Raw genomic sequence first — 16,054 nt, forward strand, 5'->3', positions numbered from 1 at the left:
CTCGCCACCTTTGCCGGCGAATACGGCTCAGTGAACCGTTTCTTCCTCCAGGTCGGGCGCCTGCCACATCTTCTCGATGTTGTAGAACTCCCGGACCTCGGGGCGGAAAACATGGACGATCACGTCGCCGGAATCGATCAGCACCCAGTCGGCGTTCGACAATCCCTCGACGCGTGGGAAACCGAGGCCGGCGTCCTTGAGCGCCTTGATGAGATGATCGGCGACCGCCGCGACATGACGATGGGAGCGCCCGGACGCGACGACCATGTAATCGCCGAGGCTGGATTTTCCCTGTATGTCGATGGAGACGATGTTCTCGGCCTTGGAGTCGTCCAGACTGGCAAGGACGGTTTCGAGGGCACGGGATACTTCGGCGCTGCCGCTTACCCCTGCCGGCGAAGGCTGAAGATCGGCCTTCTTCTGTATTGCTGTTCTCAGTGTCTTTCCTTTCGAACAAGAACAAGCTCGTCCGCGAAATTTCGCCGACCTCTCATAGATAGGCAGAGTCGTCTTACAGTTTCAAGACGTCGGCATGTTTTGCGGCCTTCGCGCACCATTTTGGATCAGTCTTGCCGTCCGCTCCGGGAGGTTTTCCGGCTGGCGTTACGGATCGCCGTGGAGGAGAGGAGGGAGCGCGGGCCGTGGATGAAGGTCCATGCCGGCGGTTTCATGCGCGCCAGGAGCGGTGCGTCCTTCTCGTCGATCCGGGCGTGATCGAAGGTCTTCGCCATGACCGAGGACATGAAGGCGAGGGTGGAGCCCGGCCGGTCGATGACGGCGATGGGGAAGGTCATCGCGATGTCGTGCCAGCGCTGCCAGCGGTGAAACTCCGCGAGGTTGTCGGCACCCATGATCCAGACGAAGTCGACGCCCGGATTGCGCGCCTTCACCAGTGCCAGCGTGTCGGCGGTGTAGCGGATGTGGTGGGCGGCCTCGAATGCGGTCACCTTGATGCGCGGGTCCCTGGCGATGGCCTCCGATAGAGCGAGGCGCTCGGCCAGCGGCGCGAGCTCGCGGCCTATCTTCAAGGGGTTGCCGGGAGTGACGATCCACCAGAGCTGGTCGAGGCGCAGCGATCGCAGCGCGATCTCGGCGACGAGCGCGTGGCCGGCATGGGGCGGATTGAAGGAGCCGCCGAACAGGCCCACCTGCATGCGCTTCTCGACATGCGGCATGCGGAGGTAGCGTGGCTGAACGGGGTGCTCCACGAGGGGAGATGTCATGTGCGCGGGCCAGAAAGGGTGAACAGCGACGTCACTGGACAGGATGCTTCCGGCTCACGGCCGCACCTGCCCGGTTCCACGCACCCGGTATTTGAAGGAGGTGAGCTGCTCGACGCCGACCGGTCCGCGCGCGTGCATGCGCCCGGTGGCGATGCCGATCTCCGCGCCCATGCCGAATTCGCCGCCGTCGGCGAACTGCGTCGAGGCATTGTGCAGCAGGATCGCCGAATCGATTTCGTTGAAGAAACGCTCCACCGCGGCGGCATCCTCGGCGATGATCGCCTCGGTGTGATGCGAGGAATAGCGTTCGATATGGTCGATCGCGCCGGAGACGCCGTCGACCAGCTTCACCGAGATGATCGCGTCGAGATATTCGGTCGACCAGTCCTTCTCGGTCGCCGGTTCGGCCGCGGGGAAGGCGGCGCGGACCGCCTCGTCGCCCCGGATTTCGCAGCCGGCCCTCGCCAGCGCCTCGAGGATCGGCAGGAGATGGGTGCCGGCCACCGCGCGGTCGACCAGCAGGGTCTCGGCCGAGCCGCAGATGCCGGTGCGCCGCATCTTGGCGTTGACGGCGATCGAAACCGCCATGTCGAGATCGGCCGATTTGTCGATGTAGAGATGGCAGATGCCTTCGAGATGCGCGAAGACCGGCACCCGCGCTTCGGTCTGGACGCGCTCGACCAGGCTGCGTCCGCCGCGCGGCACGATCACGTCGAGATTGCCGCCAAGCCCCTTCAGCATCTCGCCGACGGCGGCGCGGTCGGTGGTCGGCACGAGCTGGATCGCGTCCTCGGGAAGGCCGGCCGCCTGCAATCCCCCGACCAGGCAGGCATGGATGGCGGAGGACGAGTTGATGGAGTCCGAGCCGCCGCGCAGGATGACGGCGTTGCCGGCCTTGAGGCAGAGCGCGCCGGCATCGGCCGTCACGTTGGGGCGGCTCTCGTAGATCACGCCGATGACGCCGAGCGGCGTGCGCACGCGCTCGATGTGCAGGCCGTTGGGCCGGTCCCATTCGGCGATTACGTCGCCGACCGGATCGCGCAGCGCGGCGACTGCGCGGATGCCGTCGGCCACCGCGCGGATACGGTCGGGCGTCAGCTTGAGACGGTCCATCATCGCCGGAGAAAGCCCGGCTTCCTCGCCATTGGCCATGTCGATGGCATTGGCTTCGAGTATCCGGTCCTGATGGCGGAGGACGCAATCCGCCATCGCGACGAGCGCGGCATGCTTGCGCTCGGCCGAGGCGAGGCCGAGCGGTCGGGCGGAGGCGCGGGCCTTGCGGCCGATCTCCGCCATCAGGACGGCGAAGTCCTCGCTCGTCTTTTCATGCGCCTTCAGCATGATGCTAGCCTTCCATCTCTTCTTCCCGCGTCCTGGCGATCATCGACCGCGACATCACCAGATCGTCACGATGAACCATAGCGGAGCGCGCCTCGTAGCCAAGCGTTTTTCCGATCTCGGCCGTCTTCAATCCGGCGATCCTCACGGCATCCGCGGCATCGTAGGCGACCAGGCCCCGCGCCACCTCCGCCCCGTCCGGCCCCACGACCGCCACCGTGTCGCCGCGCGAGAAACTGCCCGACACCAGCGTCACGCCGGCCGGCAGAAGCGATTTGCCGGCCAATAGCGCGCGGACGGCGCCGGCGTCGACGCCGATGCGCCCCGCCGGCTCGAGATGGCCGGCGATCCAGGTCTTGTAGCCGCGCACCGGCGTGTCGCTCGCCCGGAAATAGGTGGAGCGCTCGCCGGCATCGATGGCGGAAAGCGGGTTGAGCCGGGTGCCGGCGGTGATGATCATCGCCGTGCCGGCGGCGGTCGCGATCTTGCCGGCGTCGAGCTTGGTGCGCATGCCGCCGCGCGACAGTTCCGAGGCGGCGGCGCCAGCCATCGCCTCGATGTCGGGCGTGATGCGCTCGACGAGGGGGATGAACTCGGCATCGGGCCGCAGCGCCGGCGGCGCGGTGTAGAGGCCGTCGATATCGGAAAGCAGGATCAGGAGGTCGGCGCCCATCATGGTGGCGACGCGGGCCGCGAGGCGGTCATTGTCGCCATAGCGGATCTCGGACGTCGCGACCGTGTCGTTCTCGTTGATGACCGGGACGGCGCCGAGCTTCAGCAGCGTGGAGATGGTGGCGCGGGCGTTGAGATAGCGCCTGCGCTCTTCCGTGTCGCCGAGCGTCACCAGCACCTGGCCGGATTTCAGCCCCTTGAGCGAGAGCTCGTCGGACCACGCGCCGGCAAGCGCGATCTGGCCGACGGCCGCCGCGGCCTGGCTCTCCTCCAGCCTGAGCGCACGGCGCCCCATGCCGAGAATGGTGCGGCCGAGGGCGATGGCGCCGGAGGAGACGACGAGCACTTCGCAGCCTGCCTGGCGCAAATCGGCGATGTCGGCGACCAGCGATGCGAGCCAGTCGCGCTTCAGACCCGTTTCACGGTCGACCAGCAGAGCCGAGCCGATCTTGACGGTGATGCGGCGATGGCGGGAAAGCGGCTTGGCGGTCGATTGCGATTCGGAACGGGCTTTCATCCTACTTCACCCAACGCTCGTCCTTGACCGGCGCGTCCCCGCGCCGAGCCTCCTCGACCACGGCGATCAGCGCGCGCAGCGCCTCCTCGACACCTTCGCCGGAGACGGCCGAGAGCAGGATGGGTGTCCGGCCGGCCGCGCGTTTAAGGGCGGCGGCCTTCTTCTTGCGCTCGTCCACGTCGAGCGTGTCGACCTGGCTGAGCGCGACGATCTCCGGCTTGTCGGCGAGGCCGTGGCCATAGGCTTCGAGCTCGCCGCGCACGGTCTTGTAGACCTTGCCGGGGTGTTCCTCCTGGGCGGAGACGAGATGCAGCAGGACGCGGGTGCGCTCGACATGGCCGAGGAAACGGTCGCCGATGCCGACGCCTTCATGCGCGCCCTCGATCAGTCCCGGAATGTCGGCGATGACGAATTCGCGCGCGTCGATGCGGGCGACGCCGAGGCCGGGATGCAGCGTGGTGAAGGGATAGTCGGCGATCTTCGGCTTGGCCGCCGTGACCGCCGCCAGGAAAGTCGACTTGCCGGCGTTGGGCTGGCCCACGAGCCCGGCATCGGCGATGAGCTTCAGGCGCAGCCAGATCGTGCGCTCGTCCCCCGGCAGGCCCGGATTGGCACGCCGCGGCGCCTGGTTGGTCGAGGTCTTGAAATGCTGATTGCCGAAGCCGCCATTGCCACCCTTGGCGATGAGGAAGCGTTCGCCGACCTCGGTGAGATCGCAGATCAGCGTCTCGTTGTCCTCTTCGTAGATCTGTGTGCCGGCGGGCACCTTGAGCGTGACGTCGGCGCCCTTGGCGCCGGTGCGGTTGCGGCCCATGCCGTGCATGCCGGTCTTGGCGCGGAAATGCTGCTGGTAGCGGTAGTCGATCAGCGTGTTGAGCCCGTCGACCACCTCGATCCAGACATCGCCGCCGCGACCGCCGTCGCCGCCGTCCGGCCCGCCGAACTCGATGAACTTCTCGCGTCGGAACGAGACGGAGCCGGCGCCGCCGTCGCCCGAACGAATATAGACCTTGGCCTGATCAAGAAATTTCATCTGATTGACAGTTCGTGTTTGCCGTTGTTCTTCGAAAGCTGCTCTAGCGCATGGGAGGCTTCAGCGCGAGGGTGAATGACGCGAAAATCAGGCGAGGGGATGAAGCAATCATGCAATGCGTCACCTACAACATCCAGTACGGCATCGGACTCGACGGTGAATATGACATCGACCGCATCGCCGAAAGCGTGCGCGGGGCCGATGTCGTCGCCCTGCAGGAGGTCAGTCGCAACAACCCGAAGAACCAGGGCCGCGACATGGTCGCCGAGATCGCCGCGCTGCTGCCGGAATATTTCTTCGTCTACGGGCCGAATTTCGAAGTCGACATGGGCTCGCATGTCAAGGACGGCAAGGCGGTGAACCTGCGCTTCCAGTTCGGCAACATGATCCTTTCGAAGACGCCGATCCTGTCCTCGCGCAACCTGCTCCTGCCGCGCGGACGCTCGATCGACAAGCTCAACCTCCAGCGCGGCGCGCTGGAAGCGATGATCGAGACGCCTGCCGGACCCATCCGCTTCTATTCACTCCATCTCGACCACCGCAGTCCCGACGAGCGCGTCCGCCAGCTTTGCTTCCTCATGGACAGGGTGCTCGCCTATCCGGCGGAGGGCGGCGCGCTGACCGGAGTGGGCGAACTCGGCTTTCCCGAGCCGCCGCGGCCGGAGGAATTCCTGCTGCTCGGCGATTTCAACATGCTCTCCGGCTCGGAGGAATATCTGCGGCTCACCGGCAGGCCGGACCATGAGTTCGGCATGCCGCTGGTCGCGCATCTGCCCGTCGACGCCGCGGCGCGTGCCGGCGCGGAGACGATCACCTGGGTCGACCCGGTGCGCCCGGGCGACACCTCTCGCCACAAGCGCATCGATTATTGCTTCGTCAGCGCGGGACTGGCCTCGCGGATCAAAGCGTGCCGGGTCGACCGGGAGGCGGTCGGTTCGGACCACATGCCGCTGTGGCTGGAGCTCGCCTGATTTCAGCGGGCGGTCAGCGCATGGTTTCCGGCAGCCATGTCGCGATCTGCGGAAAGTAGATCAGCAGCAGAACCACGGTGAGAGACGCCGCGACGAATGGCCATATGCCCGCGAAAATCCGCGCGGCCGGAACGCCCGTCGCCCGCTCGAGCACGAAGACGTTGAGCCCGATTGGCGGCGTCAGCATGGCGATCTCCATCAGCACGGTCAGGTAGATGCCGGTCCAGATCGGATCGTAGCCGATCGCCATCGTGATCGGCAGCACCAGCGGCAGCGTCAGGATCAGCATGCCGAACGTATCCATGATCGCGCCGAGGAACAGGTAGACCAGCGCCAGCGCGATGAGAATGGACTGCGGCGAGGCGTCCAGGTGCGAAACGAGGCCGACCACGGCATCGGTCAACCGCGTCTGCACCAGGAAGCGCGACAGGATGATGCCGCCGGTCAGGATCAGGAATATCGCAGCCGTGGTGCGCAGGGTTTCCTTCAGCGCCTTGCGCAATCCGTCGAGCGTCAGCCTCCGGCCGACGAGCGCGATCGCCAGCACGCTGAAGACGCCGATGCCGGACGCCTCGGTGGGCGTGAAGATGCCGGCATAGATGCCGCCGATGACGATGACGAAGATCAGAAACACCGACGCGAGCCCCACCGCGTGGGTGGAAAGCGGGGGGAGAGCCTCGTCGGAGACCGTGGCGGACACGGCCGGATACTGGCTGCGCTGGACCATGACCGCGCCGATGAACGCGCATGTCAGGATGAGGCCGGGGACGATGCCGGCGATGAACAGCGCGCCGATGGATGTCTCGCTCCACACGCCGTAGATGACCAGCGGCACGCTGGGGGGAATGATGATCGCCAGGGTAGCCGCGCTTGCCACCGTCGCCGTCGAGAGCTTCTCGCTGTAGCCGCGCTTGATCATCTGCGGCACGGCGATGTTGCCCATGGTCGCGACGGCCGCGACGCTCGAACCGGTCACGGCGCCGAACCCGGCCGATGCGAGAACCGTCGACACGCCCAACCCGCCCGGCACGCGGCGCAATCCCCGCTGGGCGAGCGAAAAGATGTCTTCCGCGAGGCCGGCATGAAAGATGAGCTGACCCATCAGGATGAAGAGCGGAACGGCGATGAACAGGAAATTCGTCCCGTTGTCCCAAAGCGCCAAGCCGATCTGAGTCAGGGCCTGCGATGGTCCGGAAAGGATCGCGTAGCCGATCGTGCCGGCTCCGAGCAGCGCGTAGCCGACCGGCAGGCCGAGCACGACCACGATGAGCATCGCGCTCATCACCAGAATGCCTATCGTCAGCGGTTCCATCAGCTTCGCCCGTCCGAAAAGGCGCGAAACGCGCGAATGAATTCCGCGAGGGCGGACAGCGCGGCCGAGAAGACCACGAAGGCCGCGAACGGCCAGAAGCTGATGGCGATCAGCTCCGCCCGGTCCCCGTAGCGATGCATGTCCTGCGCGAGGAGAAGGACGGCGTAAGCGATCACGATGCCGACGAGGCCGGTCAGCATGTGCCGTATCGTGACCCAGAGCCGCCCCGCCTTGCCGCGGAAAAGCTTGTCGAGCAGGCCGACGCGGATGTGCTGGTCGTCCATGCTCACGCCGGGCAGGGCCGCCACCACGACCAGCAGCAGCAGAAGCTCCTTGACGTCGTTACCCCACCGCAAGGGCAGGTTAAGCACGTAGCGCAGCACGACATCCGCCGTGACGAGAATCGCGAGGCCGGGCAACACGAGATAGGCTGCCCAGCCCTCGACGAAGGCGATGATGCGCCGCATCTAGCGAGCCGCGGGCACGAGGCCTTCGACGGGCGAATTGACCGTCAGCTCGAAGATCGTTTCCGCGCTCGCGTCGCCATATTCGGCTTCCAGCCGCCGGATGTCGGCGAGAAGCTCGCGCGCCGGCAGGCCCTCGGCCTCGCGGGCCTCCACCCAGTCGTCGAGCAGCGGCTGAAGGGCCGCCTGCCATTCCTGCTTTTCCCCGTCGCCGAGTTCGATCAGCTCGACGCCGTTGTCGGTGTAGGTCTTGAGCGCCTGCTCGCGAAACTCGACGCCAAGGCGCTGGCTCACGGCGTGGGCGATGTTCTGCTGAAAGCTGGCGAAGGTCGGCTTCAGCTCGGCCGGCAGGCTCTCATAGGCATCGCGGTTGATGCAGGTGTCGATGTGCTGGGCGGTCAGGCCGAGGCTGGTGTGGTACTTTGCCAGCTCATAGATCTTGAACGGCACGAATCCCGGATCGACCCAGATCACCGCATCCGCGATGCCCTGCTGGAATGCGGTATAGATTTCCGGGAACGGGATGTTGAGCACGGTGATGCCGAGCGCCTCGGCGGCCTCCGGCGGGAAGCCTTGCGCGATGACGCGCAGGCCGCGGATGTCCTCGGGCGTGCGGATCGGCTTCTTGCTCATGATGTCGGAAACGCCGGCGATTGCCGTGTAGCCGTAGAGAACCCCGCGTCCGTCCCATTCGGGAACGAAGTATTTCGGCGCGAGCTCCTGGACGATCCGTGTCGCGACGACCGGATTCGACGGCGTGACGAAGGGCAGCTCGAACGCCTTGTGCAGCGGGAAGCCGCTGCCCTCGTAGGAGGTGTAGCAGGCGGCATAGTCGCTGACCCGGTTGCGCACCGCGCGCCAGCCATCGGCGGCGGCATGCAGCGTGCCGCCGTGGAACTCCTCGATGGTCAGCTTGCCGTCGGTCGCCTCCTTCAGCCAGGTGAAGCCCTTCGTCCACACTTCCGGCACCAGGGAGGCGGCAGGGTTCGGCGAGGAGAATTTCAGCGAGACGGGATCGCCTTCATAGGCCGCCCGCGGCTCCGCGGCCGGAACCTCGTGGGCCAGCCAATCCGCGACCGTGAACGCGTTCGCCGGCGCCGCCACCAGCGCCAGCGTGAGGGACAGCAGCAGACGACGCATGATTACTCCTTTGGTCGCTTCGTTGGTTCGGCGCGATGTCCCGCAATGACGGTGTCACCGGCTCTCAATGTATTGCTGATGGTGCAGATGTCCTCGGCCGCCTCGACGAGGCGATCCTGCGTCGCGTCATCGAGGGCGTCGCCGAAATGCACGGCAACCTCGAAGCGCCCGAGCCGGCTCGGCTCGTCCTCGGCCTTGATGGCGTCCACCGTGACGTCGATTTCCCCGAGCTGGCCAAGGTTCGCCGCGCGCGCCGCGATGCGCACGCTCGCCGCGATACAGGCGGCAAGCGCGGCAGCCTGTATTTCCAGGGGCGTGAAACCGTCCGCCTTGGGAGAGAAGACGGCGTCGATGACCTGGTCGCGGTCATTGGAGATTCTGCACGCCGCCGCGGTCGCGCTGTGTGCAAAGACGCGCGCCGATTTTACCGCCATCCTTCAGCCCCTCATTCTATGCCGACTGCCACAGATAACAGGAGCGTAGGTCCGGAAGAAGGTAGTAAATTCCACGAAAAAGGAAACATGAAGCTTATCCAGCCGGTTTCGTGCCGGCTGGATGGAATCGTTTTGCCAATTTCTGGCCGCTCGCGATCGGCGACGGTCACATCCTGCCCCAGCTCCTGAGGCTCACCCAGGTGCTGCGGTCGAGCGCGTAACGCTCCACCGGAACGCGACCGGCCACCAGCGAATCCAACATGCCCTGACCGGCATACTGGAAGCCGCATTTGTGGATCACGCGGCGCGAGGCCGGGTTGATCACGCGGCAGGATACGTCGAGGCGATCGATCGTGGTCGCGCGGAAGGCGAGGTCGACCAGCGCATGGGCGGCTTCCGTGGCATAGCCGCGGCCCCAATAGGGCTGACCGATCCAGTATCCGAGCTCCAGCCCGCCCGGCGTCGGATGCAGCCCGGCGCAGCCGATGAAGGCGCCGTTGCCGGCAAGCGTCAGCGCATAGGCGCAGCCGGCGCGCTCGTCGGTACGCGAAGCCTGGATGAAGGCGCGCGCCTCGCGCTCGCCGTAGGGGTACGGCATGCGCGCCAGCATCTCGGCCACCCTCGGATTGTTGGCGAGCTCGGCGAGTTCCGGCACGTCGTCGTCATGCGGCGGGCGCATGACCAGCCGTTCCGTCACCAGAACGGGGCAGTCTATTCTCGGACTTTCGTCCTCGACGTCTTCCTTTTCCGCAACCATGGCTCAGTCCTCCAGATGAAAAGCAAAGAAAAAGGGGAGATGGCGTCCCATCTCCCCTTGATCCTTTTCTGGACTGTCCAGACACCGGTTCCCGAGATGGGGCGCCGGTGTTTGTGGTGCGGATCCGGCTTACTCCGCTGCTTCCTTGATCGGGTTTACCGATACGTAGGTTCGGCCGTTGGCTTTCTTGGCAAACGACACGGCACCTGCTTCGAGCGCGAAAAGGGTATGGTCCTTGCCCATGCCGACATTCACGCCGGGATGCCACTTGGTGCCACGTTGACGAATGATGATGTTGCCGGCGAGGACGGCCTCACCGCCGAACTTCTTCACGCCAAGGCGCTTGGATTCGGAATCGCGACCGTTGCGCGAGGAACCGCCAGCTTTCTTATGTGCCATCGGTGTTCTCCTTCAGATCCTGTTCTTATTCGCCGTCCGCCGGGGCGGCGGCTTCCTTGTCGGCCTTCGCGCGCGGCTTCTTCGCCGCCTTCGACTCACCGGCTTCGGCCTTTGCTTCCTTCTTCGCGGCAGCCTTGGAAGGCTTCGCGCCGTCGGTCAGGATTTCCGAAATGCGCACGGTGGTGAGAAACTGGCGATGACCGCGCTTGCGGCGCGAATTCTGACGGCGGCGCTTCTTGAACGCGATGACCGTCTTGGCCCTGCCCTGCTCGACGATCTCGACGGCAACGGTGGCACCGTCGACGAACGGGGCGCCGATCGTCACCTTGTCGCCCTCGCCACAGGCCAGAACCTCGCCGAGCTGCACGATGTCGCCGGCTTCGCCGGCCAACTTCTCGATCTTCAATACGTCGTCGGCGGCAACGCGGTACTGCTTGCCTCCGGTCTTGATGACTGCGAACATTTTTTGCCTTTCGCTGTTCCGTCCGGCCTCTGTCGACCGCGTCTTCCGCGGTCCGGCCGTCTTTTTGTCAGTCGGTTATGGTTGATGGTGGCGTTCAAAATGCCGCTGGGCGCCAAAAAGAACGACCGGCGCGGAAATCTCCACGCCGGATTTGGGCCGTCGATACCGCAGAAGGTCAGGCAAGTCAAGGCGAAGCGCGGAAACGCTCCGCGGGTGTGACGGGCGGAAGGATGCCCGTGGCTTTTCGATGAAATCGGACGGAAGACGAGACATTTCGCGGCGAATTGCTCTTGTCGAGCCGCGCTTCAATGGCTATGTGTGCGCCCGCGCCGATATCGGCGAACCACGCCCCGCGGAGAGGTGGCAGAGTGGTCGAATGCACCGCACTCGAAATGCGGCATACTCGCAAGGGTATCGTGGGTTCGAATCCCACCCTCTCCGCCATTGGCCGATCGCCACCAACTGGCATAGTGAACCGCCAAACACCGCCATTTTCACGCTAAAATCCACGTTATCTGGCAAGCCAGCCTTCACCTGTATCCGCCGCCGACGTGTTGCGACCGGGAGCGGACCGCCGGCTTTCCATCAGCGAATGAAGGAAAGCTGGTATGGACAGTTTTGAACCACTCTGACAGAGACTTACTTCGCAGTGGATTTATTGCGTGATAGCGGCTTTGCGCCTTTGAGCAGCTTCGAACGTCCGCCGCTCGATTTCTCTAGCGAGCTTGTTCATCCGGTTCGCCATTCGAAAGAGCGTATCGGCGAATGCGAGGCGGTCTAAGTTCGGCTTCGTCAGCAATAGGAGAGACGTGCATTCTACCATGCTCGTGGCCGCAAATATCAGCGGGCCGACCATCCCGGAATTGCTCGGTCCCACGAGCAGGACGTCTTCTTGAGCTTCGCACATGCCTAGAAGTTCATCCAAGGCGCGATGGTTGCTGTGAACATGAAGCGATGCGTGTTGATACAGCGATTTCCCGTCAGCCTTTCCAGCAAGTTCGGCCAACTTTTCGAATGTCGGGTGTTTTTGACCAGTGATTGCGCAAGCCCACCCGTTTCTTCGCTTTAGCTCAGGTCCAAATTTCTCGATGGCGTACTCGGCTTGCGCTTTAAGATGTTGTCGCTCGTCGGTTTCGTCTTCCTCCTGCGCATCGTTCCACGCTTGGACCCGTGAGTGCGCGAGATACCTTAATGCTAGCTCCTGCCCCGCTTGGCGGATCAGGAAGGCAACAACGCTAGTTTCGTAGAGCGTCCGCCATCGTGCTAGAGCCCCGTCCGCGAAGCCACCCCTGAGCAAGCAGATGATTTCAGCGGTGACAAGCAAAGCCTTCGCGTGAAGGTGTGTCATCGCTTCAAACACGTAATCCTGTTCGGCAACCGCGGTGGGACGGTGGTGCTGATTGAAATCTCGTCCAATTTCTTCGCAAGATACCCATATAGTTTCGATCAGGTCGAATGCCTTGCGCCAACGTCGGAAGTTTCGCCGTTCAAAAGCCTCCCGCTCCTTGCTACGACCCACCAGCATGTCAGGCGCGGTTTCCATAAGCGTTCGGTATAAAGCTCGCCCCGCGCTTTTCGTTGTCTGTTCCGCGACGCGAACCATTTGTTTCGTGGTTAGCTCCTTACCCGCATCCTGTGCCTGCCGGATGATGCGTTCAAATTCACTCTGTAGTTCATCCATCGTCCAAGGTTCGCCGGTCGACTTCGGAGATTCCTGCCGATGTTTCACAGCCAAGTCACCGTGTGCCGAAGTTCTACCTCAACCTGCTCCACCTGATAGGTCAGATACATTTCCGCCTCATGTAATTGGTGCCAGAACAATCGATGCCAGAGCATTTGAACTCCGACAAGAGAACGTCAGCTTACTCGTCTCGTTCGTCGGAAATGGTAGTCCGCTCCCGCACCCTATTGTGGCCCTTCGCTCTCGCCTCAATTTTGGAGGGCTATAGTGTAGACATAGTTCTCCGTTTCGTCGGCTTCGGCCCGCCATTGGCCGACGATTGCCCTCTAGCCCGTGATCGCCGATTGCCGCACGCCCACCAGGCGGCGTAGCGAACCGTCACCGACTGTTCGCAGCCCTCGATACGGTCGAAATGCCAGCGCCGCGTGGCTCAAAGCCGGTCATCTCCTTACCGCCAGCTTGAGCCATTTGCTGGTGAAACGTCGGTGAGGCGCTTTTGTGTGTTTGGCTTTCGGGCCCCGCCGCGGATCACGCCGGCAGGCGCTGCTTCGCCTCGTGCTGGTCCGGCGCTTCCGGCTTCGGCAGGAACATGTACCGGTTCTTGCCCGTGTCCACCTCCTGCATGAGGAAATGGCAGTAGAAGGCAAAGCTCGCCGCGCACCACATGAAGGATTCGCCGATCGCCAGGCGGACGTTCGAATTGTTGGTGATGGTCATGGCGAAGAAGACGAGCAGCGAGATATAGCACTGCACGGCGGCGGCGGGGACCAGACCCCGGCGATATGCCCGCCACACGCATCTCACCGCCCATACGAAAAGCGCGAAATAGAACACCAGCCCGGCGATGCCGTAGCGGATCGCGATCTCCAGATAGCCGTTGTGCAGGAGGTTGAAGTCGGTCTGCGGATAGGCGCGGTCCTGCCAGAAGTGGAGCCATGCCACGCCGTTGCCGAAGAGCGGTGCGCGGCCCACGATCTCGAGGGCGCTCGCCCAGAGCATCAAGCGTTCGCGGAAACCCTGCGGGGCGCTCGGGTCGTCGATGGCACGGGCCATGCTTTCCATGAAGCCGCCGCCATTGCCGATGTCCGCCGCGAGGCGAAGCGTGGCGTTGAACGTGTCGTCGGCGACGCTCTGCATGCCGTCGCCGAGCAGCGCCACCAGAATGCCGGCCGCGACGATGCATCCGAGCATCACGTAGAGCCCGGCGCGGCTGTGGCTCAGCGCGATGAGGAGGATCGCCTGGAGCGGCAGGGCGACGGCAAGCGACAGCCAGACGCCCTTCGATTGCAGGCCGTAGACATTGACGATGCCGAGCAGGAAGGTGACGATCGCCATGGCGGCGAGGCCGCGCCTCAGCGCGGGGCGAAGGTTTTTGCGCCGCATCACCTCATGGGCGAAGGGCAGCATGCAGAGCACGATCATTCCCGTGCCGACGGCCGCGTGGATGGGATTGTGGTGGAGGCCGAACCAGGCGCGCTGGCCGCTTTGCAGGGCGCTCGCGTCGAACGAAGCCGCGACGACGAGAAAGCTGATACAAGCGAAGGCCAGGATCAGGACGAAGGGACGCCTGATGAAGACGAGGAAGGTATAGCCGAGCGTGGAATAGAGTATCGGCAGGAGATAGATCCCCTCCGAGGAGCCGATCCCCATCTCCCGATGAAAGACGAATGTGTAGGCGATGCGCAGCCCGACACAGATCGCCCATGCCACGCATATATGGGCCATGAGGCCGATGGATGGCCTGTCGGGCTTCAGATAATAATGCGTCAGCCCGACGAGCGCGAATATGAGGCCGGCATATCTGTAGGTGTCGGACTCGAACCAGACGGCGGAGATGAGACCCAGCGCGAACAATAAATAGAGAGTGTCGAAATAGGGCGCATGCGCGCTTGTGAACCCGCCTATCTTCCCGGACAGGCGGCGAACATTCTCGACGAGGGCTTGTGCTTCCTTGGGAACGGTCACGGCGCGCAAGTTCCGCCTATCTTTTGTGAGCGTAGAGAGCGCGGTAGAGATAGTCCCGGCCCCGGAACACTGCCGTGGGCGTCCGCTTCCAGAAGGGAAACTTCGTCGCCCTGTAGGAATCGCGGCTGGATATTTCGGAGGCGGAGCTGTTTGGCGAAAACTTCACGATGCCTTCCAAGACGGAGTAGAATTCAATCCCGTTGTCCCAATATCTTTCCAGCGCTATGTCCCACGGGAGGTCCATGACGGCAAGGCGCATATATAGCTTCCTCGCCCCCTCGCGCGAGACGAGATAGGCGGCCGCCGACCCTTGCGGACCATGCATCGTCCGGCCGATCTCGACGCCGAGCTTCGAACGCGTCCACGACACGAAGCCCGTGGTGCGGTGGTTGATAAGCTTGATTACGTCGAAATTCAGGTCCGTATCGATGATCGACTGCACCAGCGGACCGGTCGATGGCTCGAACTGGACGTCGTCCTCGACGATCACCGCGTAAGGCACGCCCGAATCATATACGGCCCGCAGTGCCCTGAGATGGCTTCTGTAGCAGCCATATTCGCCCGGCAGGATCGTCCGACCATGGCGCAGTCCGAACTTCGCGACGTTCACGTCGATCCAGTCGGAGGCGGGAACGGCTCTTCCGTCCACTCCCTCGACGCGGATGATCTCGATGCCGCATGCCTGCGCGCTTGCTTCTATGCGCTTCCAGCGTTCCGCCGATCTTTCCAGATTTATCCCGAAGAATGGTACTGTCATTGCGGATGGATCGTCACCGTTATCGTTGCCGTCGCCGGGAAAACGGCGGTCGCGGGCTCTCGTTCACCGCAGATGTACTGGATCGGCGCTTGCTGATCCAGCCGAATTGCAAGCCCGTCCGCCATTGCGTCGCCGCGCGTCCGGCGACCGCGAAAAAAGGCGGTCTGTTTTTCCGAAAGGCGTCTTGGCCGAGTTGCCGGGCCGCGGCCATTTCCGGAAAGCGGAGGTCAGTGCCGCGCTTCTTCCCGCTTCCGGACATCGCGTTCGCAGCCGACAAGCTTGCGCAGGCCTTCCATCACCTGCGCGAACTCCTTCTCGTCGATGATCTCGAGATTGAGCAGTTCCATGCTGCGGATGCCATGCAGCGAGAGATAAGCGATCATGGCCATGGTGGGGTTTTCGGCATTGGACTTCATGCGGTCGAGAAAGGCGCGTTGATAACGCCTGACCGGGGTGACGAAGTCCTGGTCCTCGGCCAATGCCGCCAGCAGGCTGGCGGGCGGCGGCTGCCTGCGTTTATGCTCCTGCAGGAAGAGCTCCATATATGCGTCCACCACGCTGTTGGGTGCGCCGTCGCTTTCCTCCTCGCGCGCGGACAGCGCTTCCTCGAATTCGCGCAGGAAGCTTTCGACCAGGCTTTGCACCAGCTTCGCCTTGTTGGGAAAGTGATAGAGCAACCCGCCTTTCGAGACGCCGGCGCGCGCGGCGACGGCATCGAGGGACAGATTTCCGGGGCCGACCTCGCGCGCGATGGCCTCGGCTGCCTCCAATATCTTCCGCTTCGCCCCCCGCGCGTCCTTCTTCATCGGCTTTCCAGACTTGACATTACCGTCCAGACGGTACAGTAAGTGCGCTGCAATTATCAAGCCTGTTGTGAGCCTGGCAGTGCTGTCGCATCGCCGGGTTTCGACCGTCTCCATAGCCTGCG

17 protein-coding genes and 1 tRNA gene are annotated in these 16,054 nt (G+C 63.8%); 2 read left to right on the forward strand and 16 right to left on the reverse strand.

The window, feature by feature from the left end:
* Positions 1-27: 27 nt before the first annotated feature.
* The 5 genes from rsfS to obgE form a co-directional block, all read right to left on the reverse strand.
* Positions 28-426, reverse strand: a complete 399-nt coding sequence (rsfS, locus tag XW59_RS03250; protein ID WP_047145630.1) for a ribosome silencing factor — start codon at positions 424-426, stop codon at positions 28-30.
* 137 nt (positions 427-563) lie between these two features.
* Positions 564-1,175 carry a nicotinate-nucleotide adenylyltransferase gene (locus XW59_RS03255; protein ID WP_047145631.1) on the reverse strand — a complete coding sequence of 204 codons (612 nt, stop codon included), beginning with the start codon at positions 1,173-1,175 and terminating at the stop codon, positions 564-566.
* 102 nt (positions 1,176-1,277) lie between these two features.
* Complete coding sequence (locus XW59_RS03260) at positions 1,278-2,564, reverse strand: glutamate-5-semialdehyde dehydrogenase (RefSeq protein ID WP_047145632.1); 1,287 nt, start codon at positions 2,562-2,564, stop codon at positions 1,278-1,280.
* A gap of 4 nt (positions 2,565-2,568) precedes the next feature.
* Positions 2,569-3,750, reverse strand: coding sequence for a glutamate 5-kinase (gene proB, locus XW59_RS03265; RefSeq protein WP_047145633.1), 1,182 nt, complete (start codon positions 3,748-3,750; stop codon positions 2,569-2,571).
* A gap of 1 nt (position 3,751) precedes the next feature.
* Positions 3,752-4,783: a GTPase ObgE gene (gene obgE, locus XW59_RS03270; protein WP_047145634.1), complete on the reverse strand. Its 1,032-nt coding sequence runs from the start codon at positions 4,781-4,783 to the stop codon at positions 3,752-3,754.
* Positions 4,784-4,893: 110 nt separating this feature from the next.
* Here obgE and XW59_RS03275 point away from each other — a divergent pair, with 110 nt between their 5' ends.
* Positions 4,894-5,754, forward strand: coding sequence for an endonuclease/exonuclease/phosphatase family protein (locus XW59_RS03275; protein ID WP_047145635.1), 861 nt, complete (start codon positions 4,894-4,896; stop codon positions 5,752-5,754).
* Between the two features lie 13 nt (positions 5,755-5,767).
* Here the strand turns inward: XW59_RS03275 and XW59_RS03280 are convergent, their stop codons facing one another.
* From XW59_RS03280 to rplU, 7 genes are all read right to left on the reverse strand, one after another.
* Positions 5,768-7,066 (reverse strand): TRAP transporter large permease, encoded by a 1,299-nt coding sequence (locus XW59_RS03280; RefSeq protein WP_047145636.1) that lies wholly within the window; start codon positions 7,064-7,066, stop codon positions 5,768-5,770.
* Positions 7,066-7,533, reverse strand: a complete 468-nt coding sequence (locus XW59_RS03285) for a TRAP transporter small permease (RefSeq protein WP_047145637.1) — start codon at positions 7,531-7,533, stop codon at positions 7,066-7,068. Before XW59_RS03285 ends, XW59_RS03280 begins: the two co-directional genes overlap by 1 nt.
* Positions 7,534-8,670, reverse strand: a complete 1,137-nt coding sequence (dctP, locus tag XW59_RS03290) for a TRAP transporter substrate-binding protein DctP (protein WP_052958141.1) — start codon at positions 8,668-8,670, stop codon at positions 7,534-7,536.
* Between the two features lie 2 nt (positions 8,671-8,672).
* Positions 8,673-9,104 (reverse strand): OsmC family protein, encoded by a 432-nt coding sequence (locus tag XW59_RS03295; protein WP_052958142.1) that lies wholly within the window; start codon positions 9,102-9,104, stop codon positions 8,673-8,675.
* Positions 9,105-9,270: 166 nt separating this feature from the next.
* A complete protein-coding gene (locus XW59_RS03300) occupies positions 9,271-9,861 on the reverse strand; it encodes a GNAT family N-acetyltransferase (protein WP_047145639.1) in 591 nt (196 codons plus the stop codon).
* Positions 9,862-9,990: 129 nt separating this feature from the next.
* Positions 9,991-10,260, reverse strand: coding sequence for a 50S ribosomal protein L27 (gene rpmA, locus XW59_RS03305; protein WP_047145640.1), 270 nt, complete (start codon positions 10,258-10,260; stop codon positions 9,991-9,993).
* A gap of 25 nt (positions 10,261-10,285) precedes the next feature.
* Complete coding sequence (rplU, locus tag XW59_RS03310; protein WP_047145641.1) at positions 10,286-10,723, reverse strand: 50S ribosomal protein L21; 438 nt, start codon at positions 10,721-10,723, stop codon at positions 10,286-10,288.
* Between the two features lie 354 nt (positions 10,724-11,077).
* On the opposite strand from rplU, the gene XW59_RS03315 reads away from it, so the two are divergent.
* A tRNA-Ser gene (locus XW59_RS03315) sits at positions 11,078-11,167 on the forward strand.
* Positions 11,168-11,378: 211 nt separating this feature from the next.
* Here XW59_RS03315 and XW59_RS03320 read toward each other — a convergent pair.
* The 4 genes from XW59_RS03320 to XW59_RS03335 all read right to left on the reverse strand — a co-directional run bounded on the left by XW59_RS03320 (position 11,379) and on the right by XW59_RS03335 (position 16,046).
* Positions 11,379-12,404 carry a DUF5677 domain-containing protein gene (locus tag XW59_RS03320; RefSeq protein WP_047145642.1) on the reverse strand — a complete coding sequence of 342 codons (1,026 nt, stop codon included), beginning with the start codon at positions 12,402-12,404 and terminating at the stop codon, positions 11,379-11,381.
* A gap of 528 nt (positions 12,405-12,932) precedes the next feature.
* The gene (locus XW59_RS03325; protein WP_052958143.1) at positions 12,933-14,369 is read right to left on the reverse strand and encodes an O-antigen ligase family protein; all 1,437 of its coding nucleotides are present in this window, start codon (positions 14,367-14,369) and stop codon (positions 12,933-12,935) included.
* 16 nt (positions 14,370-14,385) lie between these two features.
* Complete coding sequence (locus tag XW59_RS03330) at positions 14,386-15,126, reverse strand: glycosyltransferase family 25 protein (protein ID WP_047145643.1); 741 nt, start codon at positions 15,124-15,126, stop codon at positions 14,386-14,388.
* 227 nt (positions 15,127-15,353) lie between these two features.
* Positions 15,354-16,046, reverse strand: coding sequence for a TetR/AcrR family transcriptional regulator (locus tag XW59_RS03335; RefSeq protein WP_246665978.1), 693 nt, complete (start codon positions 16,044-16,046; stop codon positions 15,354-15,356).
* Positions 16,047-16,054 lie beyond the last annotated feature (8 nt).

The sequence above is a fragment of the Aquamicrobium sp. LC103 genome (assembly GCF_001014615.2).
Classification (GTDB): Bacteria; Pseudomonadota; Alphaproteobacteria; order Rhizobiales; family Rhizobiaceae; genus LBCQ02.